This is a genomic window from Haloferax sp. ATB1 (assembly GCF_000730175.1).
Map to the genome: position 1 here is coordinate 1 of NZ_JPES01000022.1, position 24,906 is coordinate 24,906.

The 24,906-nt window shown below is 54.8% G+C and carries 16 protein-coding genes and 1 pseudogene; 11 read left to right on the forward strand and 6 right to left on the reverse strand.

Annotated features, from left to right (window positions below; translation table 11 throughout):
* Positions 1–138: 138 nt before the first annotated feature.
* Positions 139–423: pseudogene (locus ATB1_RS20205) on the reverse strand (DUF2249 domain-containing protein); the annotation flags it as partial.
* Here ATB1_RS20205 and narO point away from each other — a divergent pair.
* The 7 genes from narO (at position 356) to ATB1_RS03685 (ending at position 12,364) form a co-directional block, all read left to right on the forward strand.
* The gene (narO, locus tag ATB1_RS22805) at positions 356–973 is read left to right on the forward strand and encodes a transcriptional regulator NarO (protein ID WP_052367684.1); all 618 of its coding nucleotides are present in this window, start codon (positions 356–358) and stop codon (positions 971–973) included. The pseudogene ATB1_RS20205 and the gene narO sit on opposite strands and share 68 nt — an antisense overlap.
* Positions 974–1,048: 75 nt before the next feature.
* Positions 1,049–1,201, forward strand: coding sequence for a hypothetical protein (locus ATB1_RS21915; RefSeq protein ID WP_198526033.1), 153 nt, complete (start codon positions 1,049–1,051; stop codon positions 1,199–1,201).
* 1,358 nt (positions 1,202–2,559) lie between these two features.
* Entirely contained in the window at positions 2,560–2,817 is a 258-nt protein-coding gene (locus tag ATB1_RS21325; protein ID WP_128081372.1) for a hypothetical protein, read from the forward strand.
* Positions 2,818–3,147: 330 nt separating this feature from the next.
* Positions 3,148–5,613 (forward strand): DrmE family protein, encoded by a 2,466-nt coding sequence (locus ATB1_RS03670; RefSeq protein ID WP_128081373.1) that lies wholly within the window; start codon positions 3,148–3,150, stop codon positions 5,611–5,613.
* 207 nt (positions 5,614–5,820) lie between these two features.
* Positions 5,821–9,528: a helicase-related protein gene (locus tag ATB1_RS03675; RefSeq protein WP_042662320.1), complete on the forward strand. Its 3,708-nt coding sequence runs from the start codon at positions 5,821–5,823 to the stop codon at positions 9,526–9,528.
* Between the two features lie 2 nt (positions 9,529–9,530).
* Positions 9,531–11,480 (forward strand): Zn-binding domain-containing protein, encoded by a 1,950-nt coding sequence (locus tag ATB1_RS03680; RefSeq protein ID WP_052367678.1) that lies wholly within the window; start codon positions 9,531–9,533, stop codon positions 11,478–11,480.
* Positions 11,477–12,364, forward strand: a complete 888-nt coding sequence (locus tag ATB1_RS03685; protein WP_042662321.1) for a phosphatidylserine/phosphatidylglycerophosphate/cardiolipin synthase family protein — start codon at positions 11,477–11,479, stop codon at positions 12,362–12,364. Before ATB1_RS03680 ends, ATB1_RS03685 begins: the two co-directional genes overlap by 4 nt.
* Before the next feature lie 225 nt (positions 12,365–12,589).
* Here ATB1_RS03685 and ATB1_RS21330 read toward each other — a convergent pair whose 3' ends face one another.
* Positions 12,590–14,875 (reverse strand): terminase large subunit domain-containing protein, encoded by a 2,286-nt coding sequence (locus tag ATB1_RS21330; protein WP_128081374.1) that lies wholly within the window; start codon positions 14,873–14,875, stop codon positions 12,590–12,592.
* A 551-nt stretch (positions 14,876–15,426) separates the two neighbouring features.
* Positions 15,427–17,589, reverse strand: coding sequence for a hypothetical protein (locus tag ATB1_RS21335; RefSeq protein WP_128081375.1), 2,163 nt, complete (start codon positions 17,587–17,589; stop codon positions 15,427–15,429).
* 540 nt (positions 17,590–18,129) lie between these two features.
* Here ATB1_RS21335 and ATB1_RS03700 point away from each other — a divergent pair.
* The 3 genes from ATB1_RS03700 (at position 18,130) to ATB1_RS03710 (ending at position 19,887) form a co-directional block, all read left to right on the forward strand.
* Entirely contained in the window at positions 18,130–19,131 is a 1,002-nt protein-coding gene (locus tag ATB1_RS03700) for a hypothetical protein (protein WP_042662324.1), read from the forward strand.
* The gene (locus ATB1_RS03705; protein ID WP_042662325.1) at positions 19,124–19,555 is read left to right on the forward strand and encodes a hypothetical protein; all 432 of its coding nucleotides are present in this window, start codon (positions 19,124–19,126) and stop codon (positions 19,553–19,555) included. The genes ATB1_RS03700 and ATB1_RS03705 overlap by 8 nt, the downstream gene beginning before the upstream one ends.
* 62 nt (positions 19,556–19,617) lie before the next feature.
* Entirely contained in the window at positions 19,618–19,887 is a 270-nt protein-coding gene (locus tag ATB1_RS03710; RefSeq protein WP_042662326.1) for a hypothetical protein, read from the forward strand.
* 7 nt (positions 19,888–19,894) lie between these two features.
* On the opposite strand, the gene ATB1_RS03715 is transcribed toward ATB1_RS03710, so the two are convergent.
* From ATB1_RS03715 to ATB1_RS03725, 3 genes are all read right to left on the reverse strand, one after another.
* Positions 19,895–20,503 carry a DUF6339 family protein gene (locus tag ATB1_RS03715; RefSeq protein WP_241768027.1) on the reverse strand — a complete coding sequence of 203 codons (609 nt, stop codon included), beginning with the start codon at positions 20,501–20,503 and terminating at the stop codon, positions 19,895–19,897.
* An 82-nt stretch (positions 20,504–20,585) separates the two neighbouring features.
* Positions 20,586–21,548 (reverse strand): hypothetical protein, encoded by a 963-nt coding sequence (locus tag ATB1_RS03720; protein ID WP_241768028.1) that lies wholly within the window; start codon positions 21,546–21,548, stop codon positions 20,586–20,588.
* Between the two features lie 71 nt (positions 21,549–21,619).
* Positions 21,620–23,521, reverse strand: a complete 1,902-nt coding sequence (locus tag ATB1_RS03725) for a hypothetical protein (RefSeq protein ID WP_042662329.1) — start codon at positions 23,519–23,521, stop codon at positions 21,620–21,622.
* Positions 23,522–23,714: 193 nt separating this feature from the next.
* Between ATB1_RS03725 and ATB1_RS03730 the strand changes: the two genes are divergently transcribed.
* Complete coding sequence (locus tag ATB1_RS03730) at positions 23,715–24,830, forward strand: DNA cytosine methyltransferase (protein ID WP_042662330.1); 1,116 nt, start codon at positions 23,715–23,717, stop codon at positions 24,828–24,830.
* The last annotated feature ends 76 nt before the right edge of the window (positions 24,831–24,906 follow it).

Consider the following 24,906-nt stretch of genomic DNA (forward strand, 5'->3'; position numbering starts at 1 on the left):
ACGGCTGGTTGGCACAGCCATCAACGTACCTGTTCGACCAAGAGAGCGGATGCTTCGCACCGCGAGAACAGGCCACGTCGTAAACCACAATATCCCACCGGCGGTCGGGAATCCTCGCGCTTCAGCGCGGGGAGGATGTCAAGGTTTCGTCGCAGTCAACAGCCAGTCGTTCGGCGTTCGTCGTTCGACGCTGAACCCGTCGATTTCTGCGGGGGCGCGGTCGGTCAGGCCGCCGAGGAACCGCCGGACGGGCGTCGGGTCGCGGTCGCTGACGAGCGCGAACGTTTCGCCGCTCGCGAGCGCGGTGAACCGTTCTGCGACCCGCTCCTTCCGTCGCTCCGGCGGGTCTCCACGGATGTCGAGTGCGTCGTCGGGAGCGTCGACGTCCCACGCAGTCGCCGCCGCCTCGGAGACCGCAGTCGAATCCGTCTCGCGGTCGGTCGGCGCGACCGGCGATACCGCCGCAGTCGAGTTTACCGCCCCCTCGTCGGCCGCGATTGACGACGCGGACGAGGTATTTCACCACGAACAAAAGACGATTTACCGCGTCACCCACTCTCCCGCCGAGGAGCCGCGCTGCGCCTGCGAACTCATCGAGTGTCACGGCTGTCCAGTCCGCCACCTCGAAGCGGACTGCGGTGCGGTCGTGCTGTCGTTCGTCGCCGCGGACCTCGCGTCGTTCCGTGACATCGTCGTCAACCTCAAATCGGCGTTCGACGGCGTCTCGCTCCGGCGACTCACGCAGTCAGAGCCGGATTCCGCCACCGGCTCGCTCGTGTTCGTCGACCGCGACGAACTGACGGCGAGACAGCGGGAAGTCCTCGAGACAGCCCACGAGATGGGGTACTTCGAGCACCCCCGTGAGGCGAACGCGACGGAGGTCGCCGCGGCGCTCGACATCAACCGCTCGACGTTCACCGAACACCTTTCGGCCGCTCAGTCGAAGCTTCTCGATACGATTCTCGACGTGTAACTCGCCTATGTATTCCCGCCCTATGATGGGGTGCGATAGATGTTGACAGGAGCCTGTGCTTCGGTCGTGATTGCCGTGCCAGGTCAGTTCGTCTTTGACTGCCCGGAGTGCAGCGTCGAGGTGTGTGTCGACGCGGGCATCCGCGAGCGGATTCTGGACGATGGGTGCGTGTTGTGCGCCTCGTCGGTTGAGACGAACGCATTTGATCCGTACCCGCGCAAGTCGTGATCCTGTCTGCCGTCTCTCGCTTCGCGAACGGCTACGGAGGTGTCTGTCGGTGGCCGTGTTCATTCTTCGGCCGAGAGTCACCGGCTCGATTCCTTGGTCTTCGAGGATGACTCACCACGTACGCTTGCACTATCGCGCCGTCTCGCCGACAGCTGAACTCGAAGCCAGCTTACCTTCCCTAAGCAGCCTCGTTGGAATTCCGAGTCCGACAGTACCGAAGTACACCCTCGAAATCTCCCGGAAGTATAGCATCTACTCGTCGATTCAATCGGGGCAACTCAAAATCAACGAGCAAAAGCACACGCTCCATTCGAGAGACACAACCTGCGTTTCACGTCGAGGAGGCCCCAGAACACACTCAGGAGCGCCATTACACGAGATGAGGGGTCTTCGAAAAGCTCAATATGGGCAGTCGTCGACCCGCTCAGTTTCGGCGTTGACGCGAATCGAGTTCGGTCGATACACCCCACCAACGAGAGGGTGTACTGGCGAATTAGCGTATTGACGTTGTGTTTAGTGAGCCTTCGCAGGCGGTGATGTTCCCACTGGTCGGTGTTGTATGAGGAGTAGATTCGTACAGTAGCAGGACTCCTGTGGGTAAACACAAGCGAATTAGAAATCGAGCACTGTCGAATAAACCATGTCTATAGTGATTCGTTTTCACCCTCGGTTGGTTCCGCTCTGCGTACACCCTTGCGGGAAATCGGCGTGGGTGTACACCCCTGTAGACCATGGGTGTAGGGCCTATAATCCAGTTCACCCTCGAATTCAGGGGTGTAGAATACCACTCGTTTTGGCCAAGGGTGTACCCGTTGAATCGACTTGTGATACCAACGAAGGGGTGGCATCTTACAACAGTCAGTCTTCCTCTCTGTGCTGCTTCTTCTGTGTGTTCTCAGCTTATCGGTGTTCTAACTCAGTCGGCAGCGAATACACCGAGCGATAGTGTCGGGGTCACTGATCGTTCACACGACCTACATCGAACCGATGTGACGAGCGTCTGAACATCACTGCAGTAGGTGTGTTTGTCCGGATAACCTCGCTTAGGTGGAAAAGTGAGGGTGTCCCTTGAAAACTATAATCGATTCAAACTCTCCACCCGAATCCGTTCAATGGAATTTGATTCTGAAAATTCTACTGTAGCTGATCATATTCTGTTCATCTAGTGAAACCCATGCGCCAGGAAGGCAGTAAGTTGCGCCTATTTTTGAGGCCGTACGGTCCACCAGTATGTTCATTGTTGGGGGTGGTTTAATCTGGAATATGACCAGCCTTGATGACTCCGACCTCCCTCCAGAAACGGTTGAAGAAAATAGTCGGACGTGGAAACGGACCAAACTCGACGCGCACAGCTTTCAGTGGGTCCGTCCAATGGACCTGATGAATACGAATGGGATGCTGGCGAGGTTTCACTCGTTGGTGTAGAGGAACCAAGTAGGGTTGTTTCTCTCCAATTTATTGACGGCCAGTGGTACATTGAGGGCGCCGAAACTGCGGGCCCCGACTACCACCGCCCAGGATTCACGGAGGTGATCGGAGGTGAGTATTCTGTTTCCACAGATGACCCCCAGAAGGCGACAAGTGAGGTTCGAAAGTTCATCAATCAGCTTTCTTGATTGGTCTGTTTCTATTTGCTGGCCGAAGCTGCTTCATTATCTGGCCGTTCCGTCTGGGAGCTCTATTGACCCACCATAGACGATGATGACGTAGCGATCTAGTTTCTCGGTCTCTGCCGAAGTCCTCATATCGAACTGTTCAATTCACGTCTCGTTCAAGACCGTAACTCCTTGTGGCGGGAGTCTAAGATCCATAGTGGACACACTGGATTACCCGCCCCACAATAGGATCTGTATTTCGAGAACATACATTGGATTCACCCAACGGGTGCACCTGAATTGTCTAATCTTTAGTAAACTATTTCCACCCCTACTTGTTTTGTCAGAGTTGTGCCACTCAGCGCGCTCTTCGACACGCCAGCGGTTAAGCGGCCATTCATCTCGTCCGGTAATCTCGCCGACGAAGAGCGACTAGTCAACTTCCCGGCCACGACGAGAGTACATGCAGGACTCCTAAACGCGATGGTAGAACGTGGCCAGGATGTCGTCGTCGTGACACCGTCCGACAAAGCCGAATTTTTACACCTCCACGCTCTTGAAGCCCTCTTCGGTCCCAAGGTAGATGGCCGTAACGCGGTCTTCCTGCTCAGCTCCAACACGGAGTTCCGCGAGCGGTTCCGGCAGCTGGCCCCGACGTCGTTACAGCCGCCACACGACAAGGCTTGCTACGCGCGTGAAGAGACCCCGATAGCTAATGTGACGACAGACGGGTCCCTAGCGACAGTAACGAAGAACCAGAACCATCCAGATAAGCCTGCAAGGTTTCTCTTTTCGTACACGAGCACGCGTATCCCTTCTGACGATGTCGGTAACCGAGTTCGGTGTGTGATCTACGATGACTCCGTGAAGTACGACGAAGAGCGACTCTCCCGGTTATTGAAGTGGAAACAACGAAACGACGTTCCCGCAATAATCTATTTCACGAGCAATCCAACGTCAGACCTAGTGAGGAAATTACGGAGACGAGCATTCCTGTGGACCTGGCCACCTCAACTGCTGTCCACCGTAGTTGAGAGTGATCGAGAGAGTGGACACGAGTGGATGGACGCCGTAGAGGAAGTAAGTCCGACAACTCGCCGTTCCCAAGTCGTCGCTAAACGGGAGCAAAATCGCGTTTCAGGGCTCTCTATCGACGTCCATACGTGCGGCGGTGGTGACCTCCTTGCGGCCCTGAAACGGGCGAACGACCGTAGAGCGAAGTTCGAGTATTTGACACGGAAGTTGGACGTCGACGTCCTTAAGCGAGGCCAGCAACTCGTGCGGTATGCTCTGGGGAGTTTCCGTGAGCTCTTGACTCCCCTTGACGTGGCCGATTTTCATGCCCGACGGACGACGATATCGAGCCGGCTCGCGCAACTTGATCGCTTCGCGGACCGCATCGCGTCTGATCCCGAGGCCAATCCCGCAACAGGGACGTTCCGGGACGTAGTCTCGGCTCTCGAAGAGCTAGAGGAACTTTGGGACGCCGTACCTGCGAGCGACAAGAAACAAGGAGTGTTAGTCGACAACCTGCTCTACGGTGCACTTGATAGAGGGGACTCGATTTCTGTCGTCACTGCGACAGAGAGTCAACAGCAGGCACTCACGACGTTCCTTCAGTCTGAACACGCTGCTCTCTACCGTGACCTGGGTGATGACCTCTCGATACACGATACTCACAGTATTCGGTCGGCCGACCCGATGGACCATGTCGTCCTCTATGGCGCACTCCGGTGGGGTGACCGCGATCTCCTCCGCACCGATGTCGCAACGGACGCTATCGTCTTGGCGTACCCCATCGAAATGGGCCTCCTCCACTCACAAGTGGACGCCTTGGAGGATTCCTTTGAGTCGATTGCGGACACGCCGTTTTGGACCGTAATCGAAAAGCTGACCCGTATTGCAACGGACGAACCCGCGGATGTCGAACATGTGAACATCGACCTTCCAGAGTACGAGGAACCCAGTACGAGCGATCTTGGTGAGGACATCTCCGTCGACGAGACCGAAGGCGAAGATCTGGGTGAAATTGTTCGAGGGTACGAGACAGATTACGAGGACAGTGAGGACTTCGACCCTACCAGGTACGAGACATCCTCCACGCAACAGACGACCACCGCTGGTGGACGAATCGAGATCGACTGTCTCAACGTCCTCTTCGACGACGGACTGTCCATGTACCTCCGTAAGGACACCAAAGTGTTCACCACTCGCGAAGGACACGACAAATTGTTCAAGAAGAGTGCTTCGCGCCTCAAGGAACACGACGTCGTCGTCCATCTGGAGGATACCGATGACATGCGCGAACAATTGTATGCGCTGATTCGTGAACGCGGAGACGTCGGACTGTACTACTTTGCGAATCTGTGGAAAGTCAACCTCGAAGCCACCCTGGAGGAATCCGGTGACAACCTTGACGACTTCGTGGAGAAGATGAAGCAACAGGGTCTCGACAAGAACCGCGACACCTACGAGCGGTGGTACAAGATGGAAGTCCACCGAACGCGGTCGAAGAAGAGCTTCTGGGCCATCGCCAATGCGTACGACCTCGAAGGCGTGAAGGAGAACTTCAACCAGGTGTGGAACGCCGTCCAGGAGATGGAGACAATTTACAGTCGTCTGAAGAAAGCACTCCGACAGACGGCACTTCGATCCGCTGCCGAAGGGACACTAGACGACGTGATGCTGTCAGAGAGCCCAGACATCCGGCTCAGCGACTTCGAGATTGGGAGGTACCTCTTCCGACTCAACGTTGAATCGATAGAGGTGGGTGTTGAGGCCAAGAGTTCACAGATCGGACGATTACGTGGGTTCTAACCACTCCGTCTAGCTTTGGTTAGTCAAAGCTCTGTCTGAATGACTGTCCTATCCTGGTTCTAGCTGCTGCGCTCCTCTTGTTATAGGCAGTCAGATGGCGTCTGGAACGAGTGAGTAGAGTAACTTACTCCGTTCCCCAGCTAGATTTTGCTATCCCGAATAGGTCTGCCTGCTTAAACTTATGACACTCTGCCATGACGTGTGTATATGGGCCTTGGGCCGCGTGAAATTCCACCACAATCCGACTCTCGTGGGTACGTTCGACCACCGGGCGACGCGTACGAGATAGACGAAGACGACAAGGAGTATCAACAGCATCAAGCTATCAACAACGTTCTACTGGAACGACTCGTCGAACGAATTACGGGACGGGGCGACTACGGTCAGACCGTCTACGACGTTAACCCGAAGGATCAGTTCTTCGCGGGCGCGCTGGCGAGCCAGTACCAGTACCGCGAAGCCCAAGAGTCCGACGACGCGTTCGGGAACATCGCCACGCGGGTCGCACCCTTCACTATGGGGCTCCAGTTCAAGCTCCCAGCATCAGTTCCGGATAACGATACGGTGACGATCAATCCTACTGCGAAGGTCTACTATCGCCGTTTACCGACCTACGAGGAGCAACAGGAGTTTGGTGGGCCCGTCGGATTCGACCCGGAGATCGCCGAGGACGACGCACTCACGCTGCCCGAGGAAGACGAAGAGTCCGAGGCAGGGGGCACCGAGGATGGGGAGTCCGTTGGGTATTCCGGAGACGACGCTTCGCTAGAGGAGCTCCGTCCAGTGTACGAACGAGTTCAGATCAACGCTGGACCCCTCACAGTTACTGCGGGAGACCTAAAGCGAGCTGCGAAGTCCGACGGTGAGCTACCTCCCCTCACAGACGACGATGCGCTGATGGGGGCGATGGAGACCTACCGGCAAGACGAGCGCCGATACCGGGAGCCAGACCCGCCGGAAGAGATAGACAGTCGTAACGCGGACAAGATCCCGGAAGCCGCTATCGAAGACGAGGAAACCTTCGAGACGTTCTTAGAACAACGATTTAGTGGAGGCACGCCGACGCCGGTGTGGGATTTCGAGATATCACTCACAGCCCAATACGACGAGGACGACATCATCGTCTCCGTCTCCTTCGTCAACAAACACGGTGTAGAGTACCCCGACGCGCTTGACCCGAAGGGCGAGGAGTGGCGGGCGTTCTTCTTCGACGTCAACTCCAAAGTCTCCGTCGAAGAGACTCCGATTGAGCCGTTCGTCTCCGACGAGATCAGAAACGAGTACCACTACGACCCAGAGATGGACGGGCTCGGACGCAACTGTAGCGTCGAACGGACCGATCCCACCACTATAGAGACGGTGACCGTTCCAGTCCACGAGCAGCGGAAGTACCGTAGTCGAGAGACGCTCTCAGCTCCCTTCAGCGACTTCGCGTGGGGGACTATCGAGGCGCACTTGGACCGTATCTCTCGGGAGATGGCAGAAGCTCGGGAACAGTACGAGTCTATGCGCTCCGAAGTTCTAACCGACCGGAGCGACGAAGCACGCGAGAAATTCGACGAGAACTTGGAGGCGTTCGAGAAGGAACGACGGCGCTTCGACCAGGGCCGGAAGCTCATCCGAGACGACGTGGGTCACAGTCGGGCGGCGTTCAAATTCATGAACCAGACGTTCGACCAGATGGGCGAGAAGTACGAGGAGTGGTACCTCTTCCAAATCATCTACATCGTCATGGCCATCCCGGACGTCGTGGCTCAAACCGAAGATATCGACGCAGAGGACCACTGTCTGGACGAGGTTGACGTGATCTACTTCCCGACCGGTGGTGGAAAGACCGAGGCGTATCTCGGCCTCGTCGTCTTCACCGCGTTCCGAGACCGACTCCGAGGGAAGGCTCACGGGACGACCGCTCTCACGAAGTTCCCCCTCCGGCTGCTATCCCTCCAGCAACTCCAGCGCATTGCAGACGTCTTCGCGCAGGCGGAACTCATCCGCCGCCGTGAGTGTCCCGACACCGATGAGTTCAGCCTCGGGTACTTCGTCGGGAGCGGGAATACCCCGAACCAGTTGATGGAGACGGACGACGACGGAAACCTCACCGACAACATCAGTCTGGTGAAAGAGGAGGACAGTCGATACGCCGAAAAGTGGAAAATCGTTACGACGTGTCCGTTCTGTGGTAAGGACGCTGTTGAACTGGACGGCGACTACGACCGGATGCGACTCCTCCACATCTGCACGAACGACGCCTGCGACGAAGAGGAGCTCCCCATCTACGTGACGGACCGCGAGGTGTATCGGTACGCTCCGACGTTCGTGGTGAGCACGATTGACAAGATCGCCGTCGTCGGGATGCAGCGTCGTTTCCGTACCCTCTTCGGACGGTTGAAGAAACGCTGTCCAAAACACGGATTCTCGGGAGAGAACCGATGTCTAGTTGCAAACCGGGGATACTCGCGGTACAGTTGTGACGAAGACGTAGCGGACGTTGACCCAGTTGACCCACCGTCGATCCTGATTCAGGACGAACTCCACTTGCTCCGTGAGGAGTTCGGTGCATTCGATTCCCACTACGAGACGTTCCTTCAGGAGTGGGCCGACCGGGTCGGTGACGGCTGGAACATCAAGAACGTCACCGCGACGGCGACGATAAAGGGTGCCGAGAACCAAGTCCACGCTCTCTATTGGAAGGACGTGAACACATATCCATCTCCGGGTCCGCTCCTCAAACAGTCGTTCTACGCGTACGAGGACCCCCACCGACTGGGTCGTCGAATCGTCGGGTCAGTCCCACACAACGTATCACGAACGTACGCGTTGGTTGAGGTCCTCCGTGAGTACGCTGACGTCATCCAGCACTACCAGCGGAATCCGGACGAACTCTCGGCGGCGTTAGAGCGGGAACATCACCGCACGACACCGTACGGGGAGGTCGTCAACCTCGGTTTCCCTGACAACGATTCGGAAAGGCGGGACGCTGTTCTGGACATCTTGGAGTACTACGATACGCAGATCGCGTACAACATCCAGAAGGTAGACAGCGACCGTCTCCAGCGTGCCGTCCCCTCCATGATCAACCCGTGGCTGGAGACACGCGACGAAGAGCGCGACCCGCTGACCTCCGTAGTGATGAGCGGTGAGACCGGTTTCGATGTCGTTCGTGACGTATTGGAGCGTCTCGAATCGGACGACTCCGAGAACCCCGTGGACATAGTGAACGCGACGAGCATGATATCACACGGGGTTGACGTGGACACGCTGAACTTCATATCGTTCTTTGGGATGCCACGACAGACTGCGGAGTACATCCAGGCGTACTCCCGTGTCGGTCGCCACGTCACGGGTACCGTGTTCGATCTGTTCAACCCGGTTCACGTCCGCGACCGCTCCCATTACACGCGGTTCGACAGGTACCACGACTTCCAGGATCTCCTCGTCGAAGCGACCCCGCTGGAACGGTGGGCCGAGTTCGCGGTTAGCTGCACGATGCCGGGTATCTTCGCTGCGATGCTCCTCCAGTACTACGACGAGCAGCTCGAATCCTCCGTCGGACGTGTGTACCTCTACGACTCGTTCCGAGAGGCGCAGCGTGCAGGCGATCTTGACAAGGACGAACTCCTCGAATTCGTGAAGCGGTCCTACTGTGTCACGTCCGACCAGCGCCCCGAGTGGGCGGAGGACCGGACGGTAGATCTCTACGAGCGGAAAGTGGAGAAAGAGTTCGACGACATCTGGGAACGGTGCATGTCCGGCCACCCGAAGGACGGCTTCCAGGGATGGATCGGCAGCATGATAAAGCGTAGTGAGGACGACCGAGGACCAATGCGGAGTCTACGGGACATAGACGAACAACTCCCGATTGACGTCGATATGGGTACCGCACAGGTGCTGAATATGTTCGATAGGAGGCAGTAAAAATGACAGATTCAGAGATGAAACGCGGTCTGGCGCAAGTGATGTATCGATTCGGTCCCAAGTCGCTGTTCGACTACGGGCGACGGGGACTGTCGATGAAAGTATCCCGGTGGGAGACCGACAAGGTCGGCTCGCTCGACGCCAACTACGTCGCGGAACAGATCGCCACTCAGGCGTCCAGCTTCCGGAACGACGACGAGGAACCCTGGGTAGACCTTGACGTTGACGATGTGGATTTCCGCCAACCGAATCGAGTCGTCGGATCGCTCTACCCGCTGACTATGTACTGTCAGAATCGGAGCTGCCACCGGGTCGTGAGTAAGAAAGAGCCCAGTCACTTCGTCTACACCAACGGGGAGTGCCCCGAATGTGGCGGTGAACTCCGTCAACTTGCCTTCGTCCTTGTGCACGACTGCGGGAACATGATGTCGATCAACCCGCAACCCTGTAACAATCCGAACCACGGATACGACCACATCCACCTCAACAAGCAAAATATCAACAACCCGCTCTCGTGGTACTTCTACTGTGGCAAGTGTGGCGATTTCTGTGGAAATATGTCGAAGCGGTGTACCAAGTGCCACAAGGAACGAGTGTACTTCCGTCCAATAGCGAGCAACTCCGTCTACTACTCTCAGGGCGACGTCCTCGTCAACCTTCCAATCGACCAACGATACAGCGACGACATCGAATACGGGGAGAGTTGGGCCCGCATACTGATGGCCGCCCACCTCGGTGACTTAGACGACGTCGTCGAAGAGGAGGGGAAGACCTACGAAGAACTCGGCCGGATGACGACAGATGAACGCGACGCGAAACGCCGGGAGAAGCAGATAGAGGAACTGAAGGAGAAAGTGGGCGCGGAACAGGTTGAAATGATGATCGAGAGTGGTGTGGATCTCGGAGACGTCTTCGATGTCGCGGAGGACACAATAAAGGGCTCGACGCGAGAGGAGGTCGTCGAAGAGAACCGCGAACGTGTCACGCTCCCCTCTCAGCAAGACATCGACGGCGACGCAGATCAGGCGTACTCGACGCTTTCTCACGAACTCTTCACCTACCTTCGCTCGACTCGGGGATACGAAGGGAACATAGACACGACGGAGGGGATGGAGCGCCAACCCACTCCTCTGTCTTTAGACGGTCTCTTAGATCAGGAAGATTTCCTCGAATCGAATCCGGAGGCAGAGGTATACCCGGAAAAACTCCAGAAAGTGAACATCGCGTCGGCGTGGGTCGTGGACAATCTCCCCCTGCTGAACTATACGTTCGGGTTCACACGCGACCGCCCCGAACGGTCGCGGACGGACCTACAGCCGTTCCCACATCCCCGTGGTGAAGACAGCACCCCCGTGTACGTTGACCAAACCCCCTCTGAGGCCATCGTCCTCCAAGTGGACCGATCAGCGATCATCGAGTGGCTTGACGAGAAGGGCTCACTGCGTGGTGTCGAACGTCCCGATACAGACGATGAAAGTGACCTGAAGGAGTGGTTCTTGGAGAACGTAGACACCAACGAACTCCGTGACCAATACTCGCCCATCGAAGACGACCTCACACGGGAAGTATACACGCTCCTCCACTCTATGAGCCACGCGCTGATGCGGACGGCGAGCGGACAGTGTGGTCTCGATAGCAACAGCATCTCGGAGTACGTGATGCCGAGTATTCCCGCGATTTTCCTCTACGCGAGCAGCACCGAACACTTCTCCCTAGGAGGGATGCACACGCTGTTCAAGACGAGGATTCACCCCTGGGTGGACGAAACAATCGCGGACGTCCAGCAGTGCGTGTACGACCCGGTGTGTGTACACGAGGACGGTGCCTGCCACGCGTGCCTCCACATGAGTGAAGTCGCGTGCGAGAGCGCCAACGGGAGCCTCGACCGACGGTATCTAGTCGGCGACGACAGAGGTCGAATACCCGCGTTCTGGGAGTCTGAATACGTGTGACCGACGGACACGACGCGATCTGTACGAACTTCGCTGTAGTCCGCCAGTTCGACGACGTTGACCGTGTCGTCGCTATCAGAGACAACATCTTGGGTTTCGACCAGAGGGACGTAACTCGGGACGACGTAGATCGGGGGTTAGAAACACCGCTAACTACCCAAGAAGCGGCTGCACTCTTCACCTGTCTTCAGAAGAACGGAGCAGCGACTCAATCGGCGACCGACGAGCGAGGTTTTGCAGCCTATACTTTCGAAGTCGATCCTCTCGAAGTAGACCGAGTACTGACCCAGCAAGCCGCGGTGATTGCAGCAGAAGCCCGTTCCACCCCGACGGACCAGAACGACATCGTTGAGTTCGTGGCCACACTCCCGGGGGGATTCGAACCGACCTCCGCACGAGTCCGTTCGGTCCCCGACATCGCCTCTACGATTCGAAACCAGGTGTTCGACGCCGATTCGTCGGTACGAATCGCCAACCCGTACTTCGATCCATCACTCGAACTCGTGTCCGACCTTGCAAGTCTCCCTCGGCGGGGTGTCGAAACACACCTTCTGACCCGAGAAACCGCAGACGAGGAAGGAGACACACGAACGACACTCAACAAGATGTGGAACCTGATAGACGAGGAACACCGTGACAACTTTGAGGTGAGAGACCTCTACCGATGGGACGAGAAGCAGGGGTCCCAGGCGTTTGCGACACACGCGAAAATCGTGATCGTTGACGAGAGGGTCTGCTACGTCGGAAGCGCGAACCTGACCGATACGAGTCTCTCAACTAACTTCGAGTTCGGCGTCGTCGTCGAAGGCGACATCGTTGAGGGCGCTGCGACGGTGTTCGACGAAGTGTTCGAGTACTCTCACCCAGTTGATTTGCCGATATAATCGGTGATACTGCTCATGTTGTGGATTCACCGACTTTGCTGAAGCCATACTTCTGACCAATCGATTATAGAAGCACGGATCGATGAACGGCCCATGCCTGAACCGACAACCTGGCTTCGTGTGTGGATTACAGGTAGTGGCTTCGCGCATTGACGGGAAACACGGGATCGTTGAAGTCGTATTTCTGGAAGAGTCCGAGGAAAAACGAGTGAGCAAAAATGACAACTACGGGCGGTCGTACGTTCCGATCTTGTACGGCGGGACCTTGTCGGTCGCTTTCCCCGTAATGGTACACTGGTGCAAATGATGTTCAATGTCGAAATCACTGAGTTGGATTCGCGGGTGTTCGCTCACGACCGTATCCTCGTACTCACCGGTCGTAGCAGCACGGAGAGCATGTTCTTCTATTGCTTCTTTCAATTTGTGGTAGAGGTTCTCCATCTCGTGAACTGCATTCCACACAACGTCGAGGTTGTCCTCAACAAACGTCAATTCGTACGCAGAGGCCATCGCCCTCATACTTCTTTTCGACCGAGTACGCGTCACGTCTATATTGTACCACCTCCGATAAGTCTGTTTGACCTTGTATTCATCTGGGTTCAGGTGATTTTCGACACGCTCTATGAAATCGTCTAAGTCGTCCCCTTTCTCTTTGATCGCCTGCTCTAAGAGTGCACGCCAACTTCCAGCATAGAACGCTAACTGTGCGTCACCACGTTCTCTAATTAACCCATAGAGCTCATCTCTCATCTCCTCAGAGTCCTCAAAATGTAGAACTACATCTCCGATGGACACATTTCTTGACTCTTTAGTCAGTATCTTTTGGTGATCCGCTCTAAGGACCGAAACTTCGTCTGTGGGTCTGTAGTATAATTTCCCGCCCGTTTCCACTTCTAAAATGGTACACTTCGTCGTTGATGTAGTCTGCTCCGAAGCTGGTTCGTTTACCTGATTCCTGATCGGGTCCTGAGCGGGCGAGAGATAGTCTGGGTCAAAGGTTCGAACGATGTCAGCTAAATCGGATTCGCCTTTTCCACTCCTCAGGTCAACGTCGGATACTAGACTACTCTTCTCCCGGTTTCCTTCTTCTGGGACCGTTACGTCTATTCGTTCGGGACTTGGGTGTATCTGATCCGATTCGCAGGCAGTTGTGGTCGCTGACGCCGCCAACTCCCAAGTTGGAAACTCCGTAGCGTCTTCGAACGCTTCGTTGAGTGAGTTGACTTGACTCCGGAGTAATCTGAGTTCTGACGGATACGCGAGAACCACCAGATGTGGCGATATCGATAGTCGAAGTAGGTCTCTTTGGCCGTATCTCGGAGCACCATACAGCAAGACGTGGTCTACTGGTGTTGCAGATCGAACGCTTTTCGGACCGTGGATGTGCAAATCATCACCTAACTGTGAGTAGAGGTGGCCGTAGTGTGCTTGCAAGTGAGTTGCGATTGCTTGTGTCCCCCGCTCGGTGGGTGTGACTACCGCTACACTTTCCTCAGAATCTGCGATCGTCATCAGGTGAGTCACTAGTTGCCCCTCTTTCTTCTGGTCTTCAGGGATAGCTGGCCATTCGTCTCGTAATCTGTTGAGAGCGGTGAGAACGTCTCGATATGTACCTACAGCAGGAGCGGCATCTGGATCCGAACTGATGATGGATGCGTATCTATCTAACTGATTGAGACGGACGCTGATAGACCGACCCGTAGAATGGACCTCGCTTAATTCTATCGGGGCCAAGAGTTCTTCGAACTCTCTTATGGAATATCGAATCGAACTTCGAGCCTTCCAAAGTACGTCAGAATCTAATCTGTGAACCAACTTCTCGAAGTTGTATTGCTCGTTTTGAACCGACGAGAACAGCTCTTCAATCTTTTCACCACCGGGGACGTTGATTTCGACGTTAACACCGTTGACACGGTTCACGATCTGAGTGGAGACCCGATCCTTGGTACTTGACGGAGAATATCCATTTTGTAGCATAGAAACGCCTTGTCGCCGATGTTCGTCGGTATCTATAGCTCTCTCAAGTAATTCCAGTGGCCACGTCCAAACTATTGAGTCACTTTTCACAATATCGTAAAGATCACTTAGCGGGTCACTCGTGAAGTAGGCGATAGTAGGTACGTCGTTTTGCTGCCTCCAGGTGCGAACTTTGTCCAGCCTCTCTTGTGTGATTTTGACAGAGTCGTCAACCAAGACGCATGCTACTTTCTGACCTACGACGTCTGAAGGGATTCTCTTGCTAGTGTAAGAGAACAGAAATCTAGGGTGGCTTGCCCCGTTAGAGTTTGTGGTGACACGAGACAAATCACCGTTTGTATTAACATTCGCAACAGTCATTTCAACCTCACTGTATGGTTTTGTATTTCGACCCGATCCTATAGGAGGCTTCAGCCGTCGGAATTTTTCTCGAACGTCTGTGTCAGAACTCATGACAAAAATAATATCTCTATCAGTACCGGAAATCGACCAGAGCGCATCTAACGCTAATCGAGGGAGATGTTCGGCCTTCATGGTAGGAGTCACTATGCACAACTCCTCATTTTCGGCTAGAGCGTACCGGACCAACCCCGCATGCAGTCGTGTCGAAAAGGGCACGGTAATCGGTGCGTTGTCCGAATAGACCACATCATCGTCTAAAACGGGCCTCGGTATTGCAGATCGGCGAAACAATTCCGTGAAAGACACAAATGACACTTCATCTGAATGCTTGATATTCTTTTCTCCGGTACGCACTAGGCCACAGATCCACACCTGAATGAATCTAGAATTTCATAAATTTTGTACTACACAAAACCGGATACTTCAGAGATGGTCAAAAATGGCCAATATTCAGGTGTCTGGGTCACAAGTTCGTCCGCAACTTCTGCAGCGGGGACTCGAGGCTTTTGAATAGAGGCAAGAAACGAGGCCACGATTGGGTGTGGTATTATAGCCGACCAAGGGTTATTATTGGACTCTTTTGCCCCTTTCATTTTACGCATGGTCGCATTCAGGTACCCTGCATTCATTGAACCGTCATTTTTCACTTCCGGTGAGAGCGAATCGATATGCTTTCAATTCGTTCATAACATCAAAGGAGAAACACTCAGATCTGGGAGATTGAGATCGTCTATCGCCTCTTGAATAGCGATTTGGGATTTCCGTACTCCCTGAGATCTATGAATTTGCTCACCCATCAGCAGGATTTCGTGCCTCTGTGCATCCATTCGGAATAACATTGCTACATTGGAGTCGGCAGGAATGACGTTGGCTGCCTCCCGACAACATTCTCTTGAAAGTTCGAAGTCGTTCTCCTGCCAGGCTTTTTGCGCTTTGACCAGCGCTCGGTAATAGTCGGCGAGCATTTCTTGGTTGATGTTGATATCATACTCGTTAACGTCGATATCGACAGCGGTCAAGAATTCGTCAGTGTGTTCCACAACTAATACCTCGCGTGAATCACCTTTCTTGAGTTTTCCACGTGGAACTAACGTTGGAATACCGAAAATCCGACCCCTGCTGCCCTCTTCGGTCGTCCCGTCAACAACCATCTCGGCTCGCTCTCCAACTGCCGGGAGCGACCCAGTTTGAAGGCCACGAACAGAACACCGGAGACAATACGGTTCCACACTGCTAACGCCGAGAATAAGAGTTCCTTTGGAAGCCCATAGGTCCGGAGGAATCTCAACGGGGATCTGTTCTATTAGGATGACGTCGTCATCAGGTGTCAATTTTGAGGTCGGGATTTCGATTTCGTCACCAACATTTGGTCTTCTTTCTGGTGGTAGCGAATCGACACTCACGTGTACCCCTGCGGCAGTCACCGCTTTGACACCGAGTCGGACGTTTCCTGCTGGCCAATTGCTCCTTTCTGGAAGGAACACAGGAAGAGAATCGACGAAACACAATCGACCGTTTCGTGACTTGTAATCTTCGGCCGATATAAATAGCTCATCTCCAACTTTAGGGAGTCGTTTGAGTACATTTACACCTGCGACTACGAAGCCGTCATTTGCCTGAACGAAACCTACGTCTACCTTTTCTCCAACCAATTCACACCCACCAGGGATTACGATGGGAACTCCCTTGTAAGAACCAACACCATCTTCACCGTCTTGGTGAGTGACGTGGAGTCTGATTTTGTCTGAATGTTCGAGTGATCGGATGTCCGGGCACTGAGCGACCGTCCCCACAAGAATTGAAGTATTGACACCAATAATTTTACATTTGAGTGACTCTACACCCTCTGGAATCGAACCAGGGATCCAGACGGGGACGTCTCTCGTTAAGCACAATGTTCCCTTGTCTTCACGGTGAAGTACTGTCACTTCAACCACGTCCCCCACTTCTGGTCGGTCTGTCTTTCCTAATTTGCTTACATCAACAGTCAAAACACCGTCTGAATACTCGGATACTTTTGCCTTGAAAGGTTCAATTGACTCAAGACAATTCAGGGCTCCAGGAAGAACAGTCGGGAGACCGTCGCTAGTACCGTAGCCTACACCCTCCGTCACTTCGTGAAGTCTAACGTAAATCACGTCCCCTTCAGCAGGCCATACCGCATCAGGGAGAGCGCTTTGACTCGTGTGAAGGTGGGTATTGAAGACGTATTCAACACCGACACGCAGTACTACTCCTGGTTGGGCAATAACAGTGTCTGCATACACAGGTAAGTTAGAATCAACTGTGTACCCCTCCGTATTTTTGTTGTCGTCACTAGTTTGTTGAACATTCATTTCGACGACATCGCCTGGACCGATTACTTCAGATTCCAATTTCTCAAGGGCAGGAACACCAATCGCCACGCCCCGTCTTACTGCGACGATATCAACAGGGATCTTGTGGCCAGATAAGGCCCTCTTCAGTAATTTTGAGTTATGTAACCGAAGTGGTTTACCACCCTCGTATATAATGTGGTCTTGAGTGGAATCTGCCTCAATTTGCACTGTGCGTCCAAGATCGTCCGGTGAGGCAGAACCCTCGGTTAACGGTCTGAACTCGTCAATAAAACTGGATCCTCTCATCTTAGAATCCATCTCTTCAAGATACTCATCGGTAACGTAGCTCGGGTCGATACAGAGAGCCCACGCGCCGGTGAGTTTGATAGCGTTCACTCTTTTACCAACCACGTCTCGGGTGAGTGGACCAAGATTTACTTCTCGACCGCTGTCCGTCTTGAGTATCGCATTTCCACTACCACTGATTCTGGAAACAACTCCCTTGATTTCTTTGGCCTCAGAGGCCATACATCCAATCAACCAAATGAAACAATATAAATACTAATGATAATTGCCATCATTTTGAGTGGCACCGTCTAATTAAACCAGTTTGAGAAACAGTCAGACCGTTGAGTTAGTTGGTCAAGATGCTCGCAAAACCTCAGCGAGTGCTTTTCGACGGGGTTAGAAGAAAGTTGAGAGCGCGAGCGGACGGCAACGCGTTTTCAAGGCGCGTTCGTTTTTCGCTGTAAGAACGTATGTTGAGGTGCAATTGATCGGTCTTGTTGGGACCGTAACAAGACCTGTTACATAGATTTCAGCATGTTTTTGTGGCGTCGAAAAGCACCCTATCTCGTCAATCGGAGCAGTACAGGAGAGAGACGACGTGATTGGCAGCATCAGTTACTCAGGTCGCTTACCTCAACAGACGTATGAAGTCAAGTAACTAAACTCCGCCCCAACAAGGGCAGAAAGATACTTATGCGTGTAGGAAAAGGTTGGTAGTACACTTACTCTCACGTACTTCGTGTCGCACACTCGAACACCGATCCCCGAGGAAACACGGTAATGCATCCGGACACCCCACCAGACGAGTCTAATGTCCTCGAAAAAGTCGAAACTGCCCTAAAACAGGCAGTGAGAGAGCATTCGGACCTAAACTGGGAGTACGGAACTCGGATCAAGCGACAGAAGTACACGTACCTCGCGGTTGAGCACTTCACCGGTGGCGACGAGGCATTTCCGGTCACGTATAGCTGGTACAAGTTCGGGGCGGTGATGCCAGCAGCTCCGAAGTCGGGAACAATAGGCCCGGCGAGCACGCAGATGCCCACACCGGACGCACGTGAGTCGGGGATATTCACGGCGGCTTTCGACGACATCGTCGATTTCTACCGACGGAGTGATTTCACACCCGGGTTAGACCAGGACTCGTGGTATGCGAGCGATCTGGACTTCCTTGCTACATTCTACGGATCGCATGCGCCAGAAGAATATCGGGACTTGTACTTGGGGAACGTTGCGCTCCGACAGCACCTTGATTCCGTCTTAGAGGACGTTCGAACGGCCCGGCGGGCATCCTCAGTAGACCGTTCGGTGTTTGGAATAGAACAATACGAGGACGTCGGACGTGCTGCTGCTCGAATCCACCTCGGCTTGGTGAGTGTCGACTCCCTGAGTCAGACTCTCGACGAAGTCCGAGAGTTCACGAATCTGGTAGAGGACGCGTTTCTCGTCCTCAGTCAGACGCGGTCATCAGAAGTCACGGAGTCACAGGTGGCCGCGCTAGAAGAGCTGAAGCAGGTCTACAACGAGTGGATCTGGGAGTATCCCGCCCTCTTGATGTCGAAAGAGACTGCAAAGGGTCCGAACGCTCCGACCTTACGGAAGTGGTCTGCCCAGAAACACTTCTCTGTGGAAGATAACCTACAGAAACACATCGACAGTGTCAGTGAGTCGTGTGTGGACGCTGGCCTAGTTCCGGGTTCAGCTCAGTACCCAGAACACGACGACGACGTGGAAAGAATCGGTCGAACGGCCGCGCTCCAGGCGATGCGTCGAGATGGATGAATTCGCACCTGGTGGGGACGTAGAGGACGTGTTCACCGATACCTGCGTGTTGTTCGCTTACGCTGTCGAAGGGGAGAAAGGCGCAAGAGTACTCTTCGAAGAGTCAACTTTCGACAAAGTCGCCAGCGAGCGCATCAAGCGCGAGTTCGTCTCGGTAGCTGATCGACACCAAGATATCCACCGCGAGCTCTTGGAGTTTGCCGCGACAGACGATCTGGACGAGTACGAGCCCACTGACCTGCACCAGAAGAATGACGTTCGATACGTCATCGACCTATACTCCGACCTCACCGAGATGGATGACGTTGAAGTGGTTCGTCGATTGAACGAGTTGATTAATCGACTGGAGAAGGCGAGAGACGAACTCTTCGAAACCGACGGAGTCCTCACTGTCTTGGCCCTTGATGGGTCGATGCTCAGTTAGTTGGCCAGCTACGTGGTGTCGTCGAGAACGAGGCCGATATCAGAGTTCTCTGTGATGCAGCCGTGTGGAGTCGAAACGGCGGATCGGGTACATTCCTCACTGAAGACACTGAAGACCTCTTGGGAAGCGACGAGGACACAGGAAGTACTCTAAAAGGTGGTAACGCCGATGAGAGCGGTGATGGTCTCTCCGACTCCTTTGCGGATTTCTTGGGCTCAGAAGACAAATCCGTACCGGAGCGAATCAACGACCAGATAGTGAGTCGCTACGACACGGACTCAGCATTACAGATTCTTTCCATAGACGACTTTCTCACTATCGAGGCTGAGTGAGTGGTTCTCACCGAGACTCAGCAACGATCTGTCTAACCATCTCTCGTGCCTCGTTCTCTGACAGCCCTTCGAGTTGTACATTCGTCAGTGCGTGATTGAACCGCCGGGTCGTCTCGTCTATGACACGCGACGGTTCGTCTGCAAGCTCGTCACACATGGCTCGGACGGCGGGTTGGTAGCGCGCGAACCAGCGGTCGAACACCTTGTTGACCATCGTCTGGTTGGTAAAGACCGCGTCAGTCGTCGAATAATCGTCGCCACGCGAAGTGAGCTCCGCGATCCACCAGAGCCGGTGGATGGCGTTCGAGTACAAGTCGGAGCCTGCACCGAGGAACTTCTCTCTCATCGCCTCCTCGGAGCGATACTCCCAACGGTGCCGGACGAGATCGGGATATTGGACGACTGCTAGCCAGTGCCAGAGGCCCGGGTCTCCGGCAGTTCGTCTCGTGATGTCGAGGGCACGGTGAATCTCTTCGGCGAGTGAGCCATCTATTGCTGTCTCGTACTCGGGGTACTCCTCCAGAACCTCGGTTACTGCGGTATCGATCCTGTCGAGGTCACCCGTCGGATGCCCCGGTATAGGCTCTACGTACTCGTTCAGCTGTTCGTCGGTCAACGTCGCCTCGCCTTTCATGAACGACTCGCCCACGAGGCGACGTCCGTCTTCGGTCAGTCGGTATAATTCTGTCTCGGTCACGTTAGATCTGGAGGCCCTCCTCCATGAGATGGATCAGTTGCTCTCGGGGGTTTATGTACTCCTGAAGTTCGCTATCGACCCGCTGTATTACGTGGGGGAGAGTTTGCGGGTCAGAGAGGTCGTCCCTGAGACGGCGAGTCGCTTCTGATACGTCACTAGTATCGTAGAGATTCCGAGCAAACGTCTGGAGCACCATCTCCTGCCACTCGTGTTCAACCTCGCCCTCAACGTCTACAGCACTCCCAGCACGAACAAGCAGTTGCATCCATACACCGTAGCTCACTTGATCGAGTATCACGTCACGCATTCGAGCCTCGGCCCCGACAGATCCTCTACTCTGTAGTACCTCAGCAATACGGGGATGGTCGGAGTTGATCCACAATTTCGGACGACTCTCGTTTCGGAAGTCGAGGTAGTATAGCTTGTTCCCGTTTGGGAGGTGAGCATTTTGTGAGAACTGAACTCGCTCACCGTCGATGGCCGCTCGCTCTTCTTGGTCGTGGCCGTCGACGACGACGTAGTACAGCGTCCCACTGGCGACGCGGAAGTTCTTCTGGTCGGCGTAACCACCCGGTTCTCCTCCCGGATGAGCTTCGGTGCGAACGAGATACGGGCGCAGTTCGACAGTCCCTCGGACTGTATCCTTCGGGATCTCTATTCTGACGTCGTATTCACCGGGCGTGGTAGGTGCTTCGGAGATGACTTCCCGGTCACGATAGATCGTCTCGTGACAGCGGATGGTGACGTAGAGTTTGGCCGGAGGCTTTGTCTCTTCATCTTCTGGAAAGACTGCCTGTACCGTCTCCTCAGGTAGTCGAAGCTTCCCGTGGAGAGTAATCGTGTTCCAATCCGGCTCTTCACTACTGTCAGACGACGATACAGCCGATGCGAGGTCAATCTCTGTCTGTGATGGATTCAGGTCGATCGCCTTCCGGTCCCTCTCGTCAACAGTGAACGAGTCCAAATCGAAATCTACACCCTTATCCCAGTAGCTGAACGGAAGTGTCGTAGTACGGTGTCGTTGAGAGTGTCTGGTCACGCTTGATCCTCCTCGGGAGTCTGTAGCTCTGCAAGTATCTCTAGTTGTGTTGCACCGACATCACCGTGAACTAAGTCAGCAGGTTCGTCGGAATAAGAACGGCCCGAGAACGAGAGTTCACCGACGTCTTCGTCGGCGACGAGGTGAACAGATCCATCTTCGTCCGACACGGTTACGCCGGATTGTTCGATTTCGACGTAGTCGATTGGGATGTCATCGTAACGGGAGCCGTCCTCACCAACTCCGGTGAGTGAGATGTCGGCACTCCACCCGCCGAACTCTTCTGGGAGTACTTTGATTCGACCAGAGATCTCCCACGCGTCGCCGTCGAAGTGGGACGAACTGTTGATCTCGAAGACAGGGTCGGCTGGCGAGGTCGTGGATCGGGGATTTCCGCTCCCGTGGATTGGGAACCGGTTCAGAACGTTGTCGGAGAGGGAGTCGCCGTTGCTGCCCTTCGATATCAAGTGGCGGAGGCCATCACGCAGTGTTCCGAACATATCGTCGAGAGCCATCCTGAATCCACGCTGGTACTGCTCACGGAGGTTCTCAGTGGACTCCCACTCGTCGTGCTCGGGCGGTTCGGCGAACCGCAGGAATCGGTCGATCTCTCGATCACTATCCGAGGGGGTCCCTTCTGATCGCGCTTCGCCGGCGGCTAGTACGCCGAAGAAGTTCCGGTCACCGTAGGCGACACGACTCTGGTCGTAGTACTTGACAACCATCCCCGCTCCCCGGAAGAGTGCGACGTTATTCAGGTACGAATCGTCGTCTGCAGGGGATGCGAGTCGAGCCGACAAGCGAACCGTACCGTCGGGAGTCTCGGCCCCATCGGCACGAGGCGGGAGATTGACCGGGATATCGAGTCCAGCGACGTCTCCAGGGTCTACTAACGTCTGAGCGTCCGTAGTTCTCTCCTCGTAGGCCTCTACGAACGGTCGAATCGCCGGGACGCTCTCGACGTCGGCTGTCTGTATCTCGTTGGGTGTTTCGACCGTTATTTCGAGATCACCCCGATAGATCGCTGGCCAGAAGTACTTGACAGAGGCGTCAACGAACTCTTGTGCGAGCTCTTCGACGTCCGGTCGTTCGTCCCGCGTTGGATCCTGGAACTCGACGACCATAGCGCTCGTTCCGCTGACAGACGGTCGCTCCACGTGCAGTTGTTCTGCGAGCCACGAGGCGCGCTCTCCCCATATGGATTCTGGACGAGGGCCGTCGTCAGTTTCGATTGGCTGGCAGAGCCATCCCGCACCTTGGTACGTCGTATTGTCCTCTTGAAGTTGGTGTGTGGGGAACTTAGAACGGGCGATAAGACGGGGCGAGTCGTTTTTGCCTTCACCGGCGAGATGCGAATTGAAAACGACTGTCGAGGCTCCCGAGAACGTCCAGAGTACCGACTTGCCGAGGCCGTACGAGCCACCTGCGGTGTCGTCTTGCTTACTGCTGTAGAGTTCATCGCGCACTAGCGCGGCGTAGTTGGAATCCCCGTCCCAGCTTCCCGTCAACCCGGTTGTGTTTCTATCTTCGACGACGAGGAGTCGGAGCTCGGCATCGGGGTCGTTAACTCGTTCAACGACTCGTTCGTAGCGATGCCCGTTGTGCGTGTCTGCGACCGCTTGCATCCGTTCACCGAGTCCATCTTCCCAGCCTAGTCCGTTGAGAAACTCCTCTTTCTCGTCACCGGTGAGCGTGACGAAACGGAACGTCACTTCGACCGGATCACCGTTCGGGAGGCCCTGATCGTTCGCGTTTTGAAGGACCTCACGGACGAACGCCTCGGCATCGTGGTCTACGGCGTGTTTGGTCGGGTCGTCGCCGTAGCGTGGTGCTCCTGGCCCACCACTGAAGAAGAACCACTCGGTTGCTTCGTTGATTTGAATCTGTTCTTGGCCCATATTATAAACCGATATACTCGTACGAAACTATGACCTCCTAGTTAGTATTACTGTTACGAGTTGGTGACTCCCACCAGTGAAAACGGGGAGATGTTCTAATCGGGTGACACTGACGGCCTCTCGGCACGGAGGGAGGTAGTCAGGACGGCTTCGTTGCCGAACGCTTATGTGACGATACGCAGGAAAGTGGGTTATGAAGGTAGCTGCAGTGGATTTATTCTGCGGTGCTGGCGGACTCAGTTATGGCCTCCAGCAGTCCGGTGTTTCGGTCGTCGCAGGGATCGATCAGGATCCGGACTGTAAGTACCCGTACGAACAGAACATAGACGGCGAATACGTACGAGCAGACATCCGCGCGCTGGCAAAGAACCCTGAACCAATCGCACAGATGTACCCGTGGGATACGAACCTAAAGGTCCTCGCGGCGTGCGCCCCTTGTCAACCGTATTCCACGATGGGGCACTCGAAGGGGAAGGACCACGAGGATCATAACAAGTGGGGGCTGCTTAACGAGGTGTCACGGATCGTCGAGTACGTCGAACCAGATGTCGTCGTCACCGAGAACGTACTTCAGGTGAAACAGGAGGATGGCGTATACGACGCGTTCATCGAGAGTTTAGAATCCCAAGGCTACCACGTCAACAGTGACGAGAACAAGAACGTCTACGGCCCCCAATACGGGATCCCACAGAAGCGGAAGCGGTGGGTGGTTATGGCATCCAAGCGAGGGCCAATCTCTCTGCCTGAACCCCCGGTTCAGAGTGAGGACGACTATCCGACGGTAAAAGACACGATTGATTACCTGCCATCGATCGAAGCAGGCGAAGTCAGTGACGAAAACGACGTGCATAGAGCACGTTCTCTCTCGGAAAAGAACCTAGAGCGTATCGATAATATGGTGCCTGGTGGGGACTGGACTCTCTGGGAAGAAGAGGGTCTTGACCATCTCCTCGCGAACTGCCACCGGAAGGCGAGTGGACGCTCTTACAAGGCACCCTACAGCCGAATGCGGCCAGACGAACCCTCTCCAACGATCACGACCCAGTTCTACAATTACGGAAGCGGTCGGTTTGGACACTACGATACGGATCAGAATCGGGCACTCTCGCTGCTCGAGGGGGCACTGCTGCAGACGTTCCCAGAAGACTACGACTTCTACGACGAGTGGGAGGACGTTGGTGTGTCGAATCTGGGCCGGTTGATCGGTAACGCAGTCCCCCCGAAGCTCGGAGAGTTCATGGGTCAAGCAATCTTCTCGCACGTCGGCGCGACAGTGCCGTCTGTTGAGTCTACCGTCGCTGACGACTGAGTGAGAACTGATGACGTCTGAGGTAGAGCGCCGGTTTCGGACGAACCTGCTCGAATGGGGCGAGGAAAACCGCCGT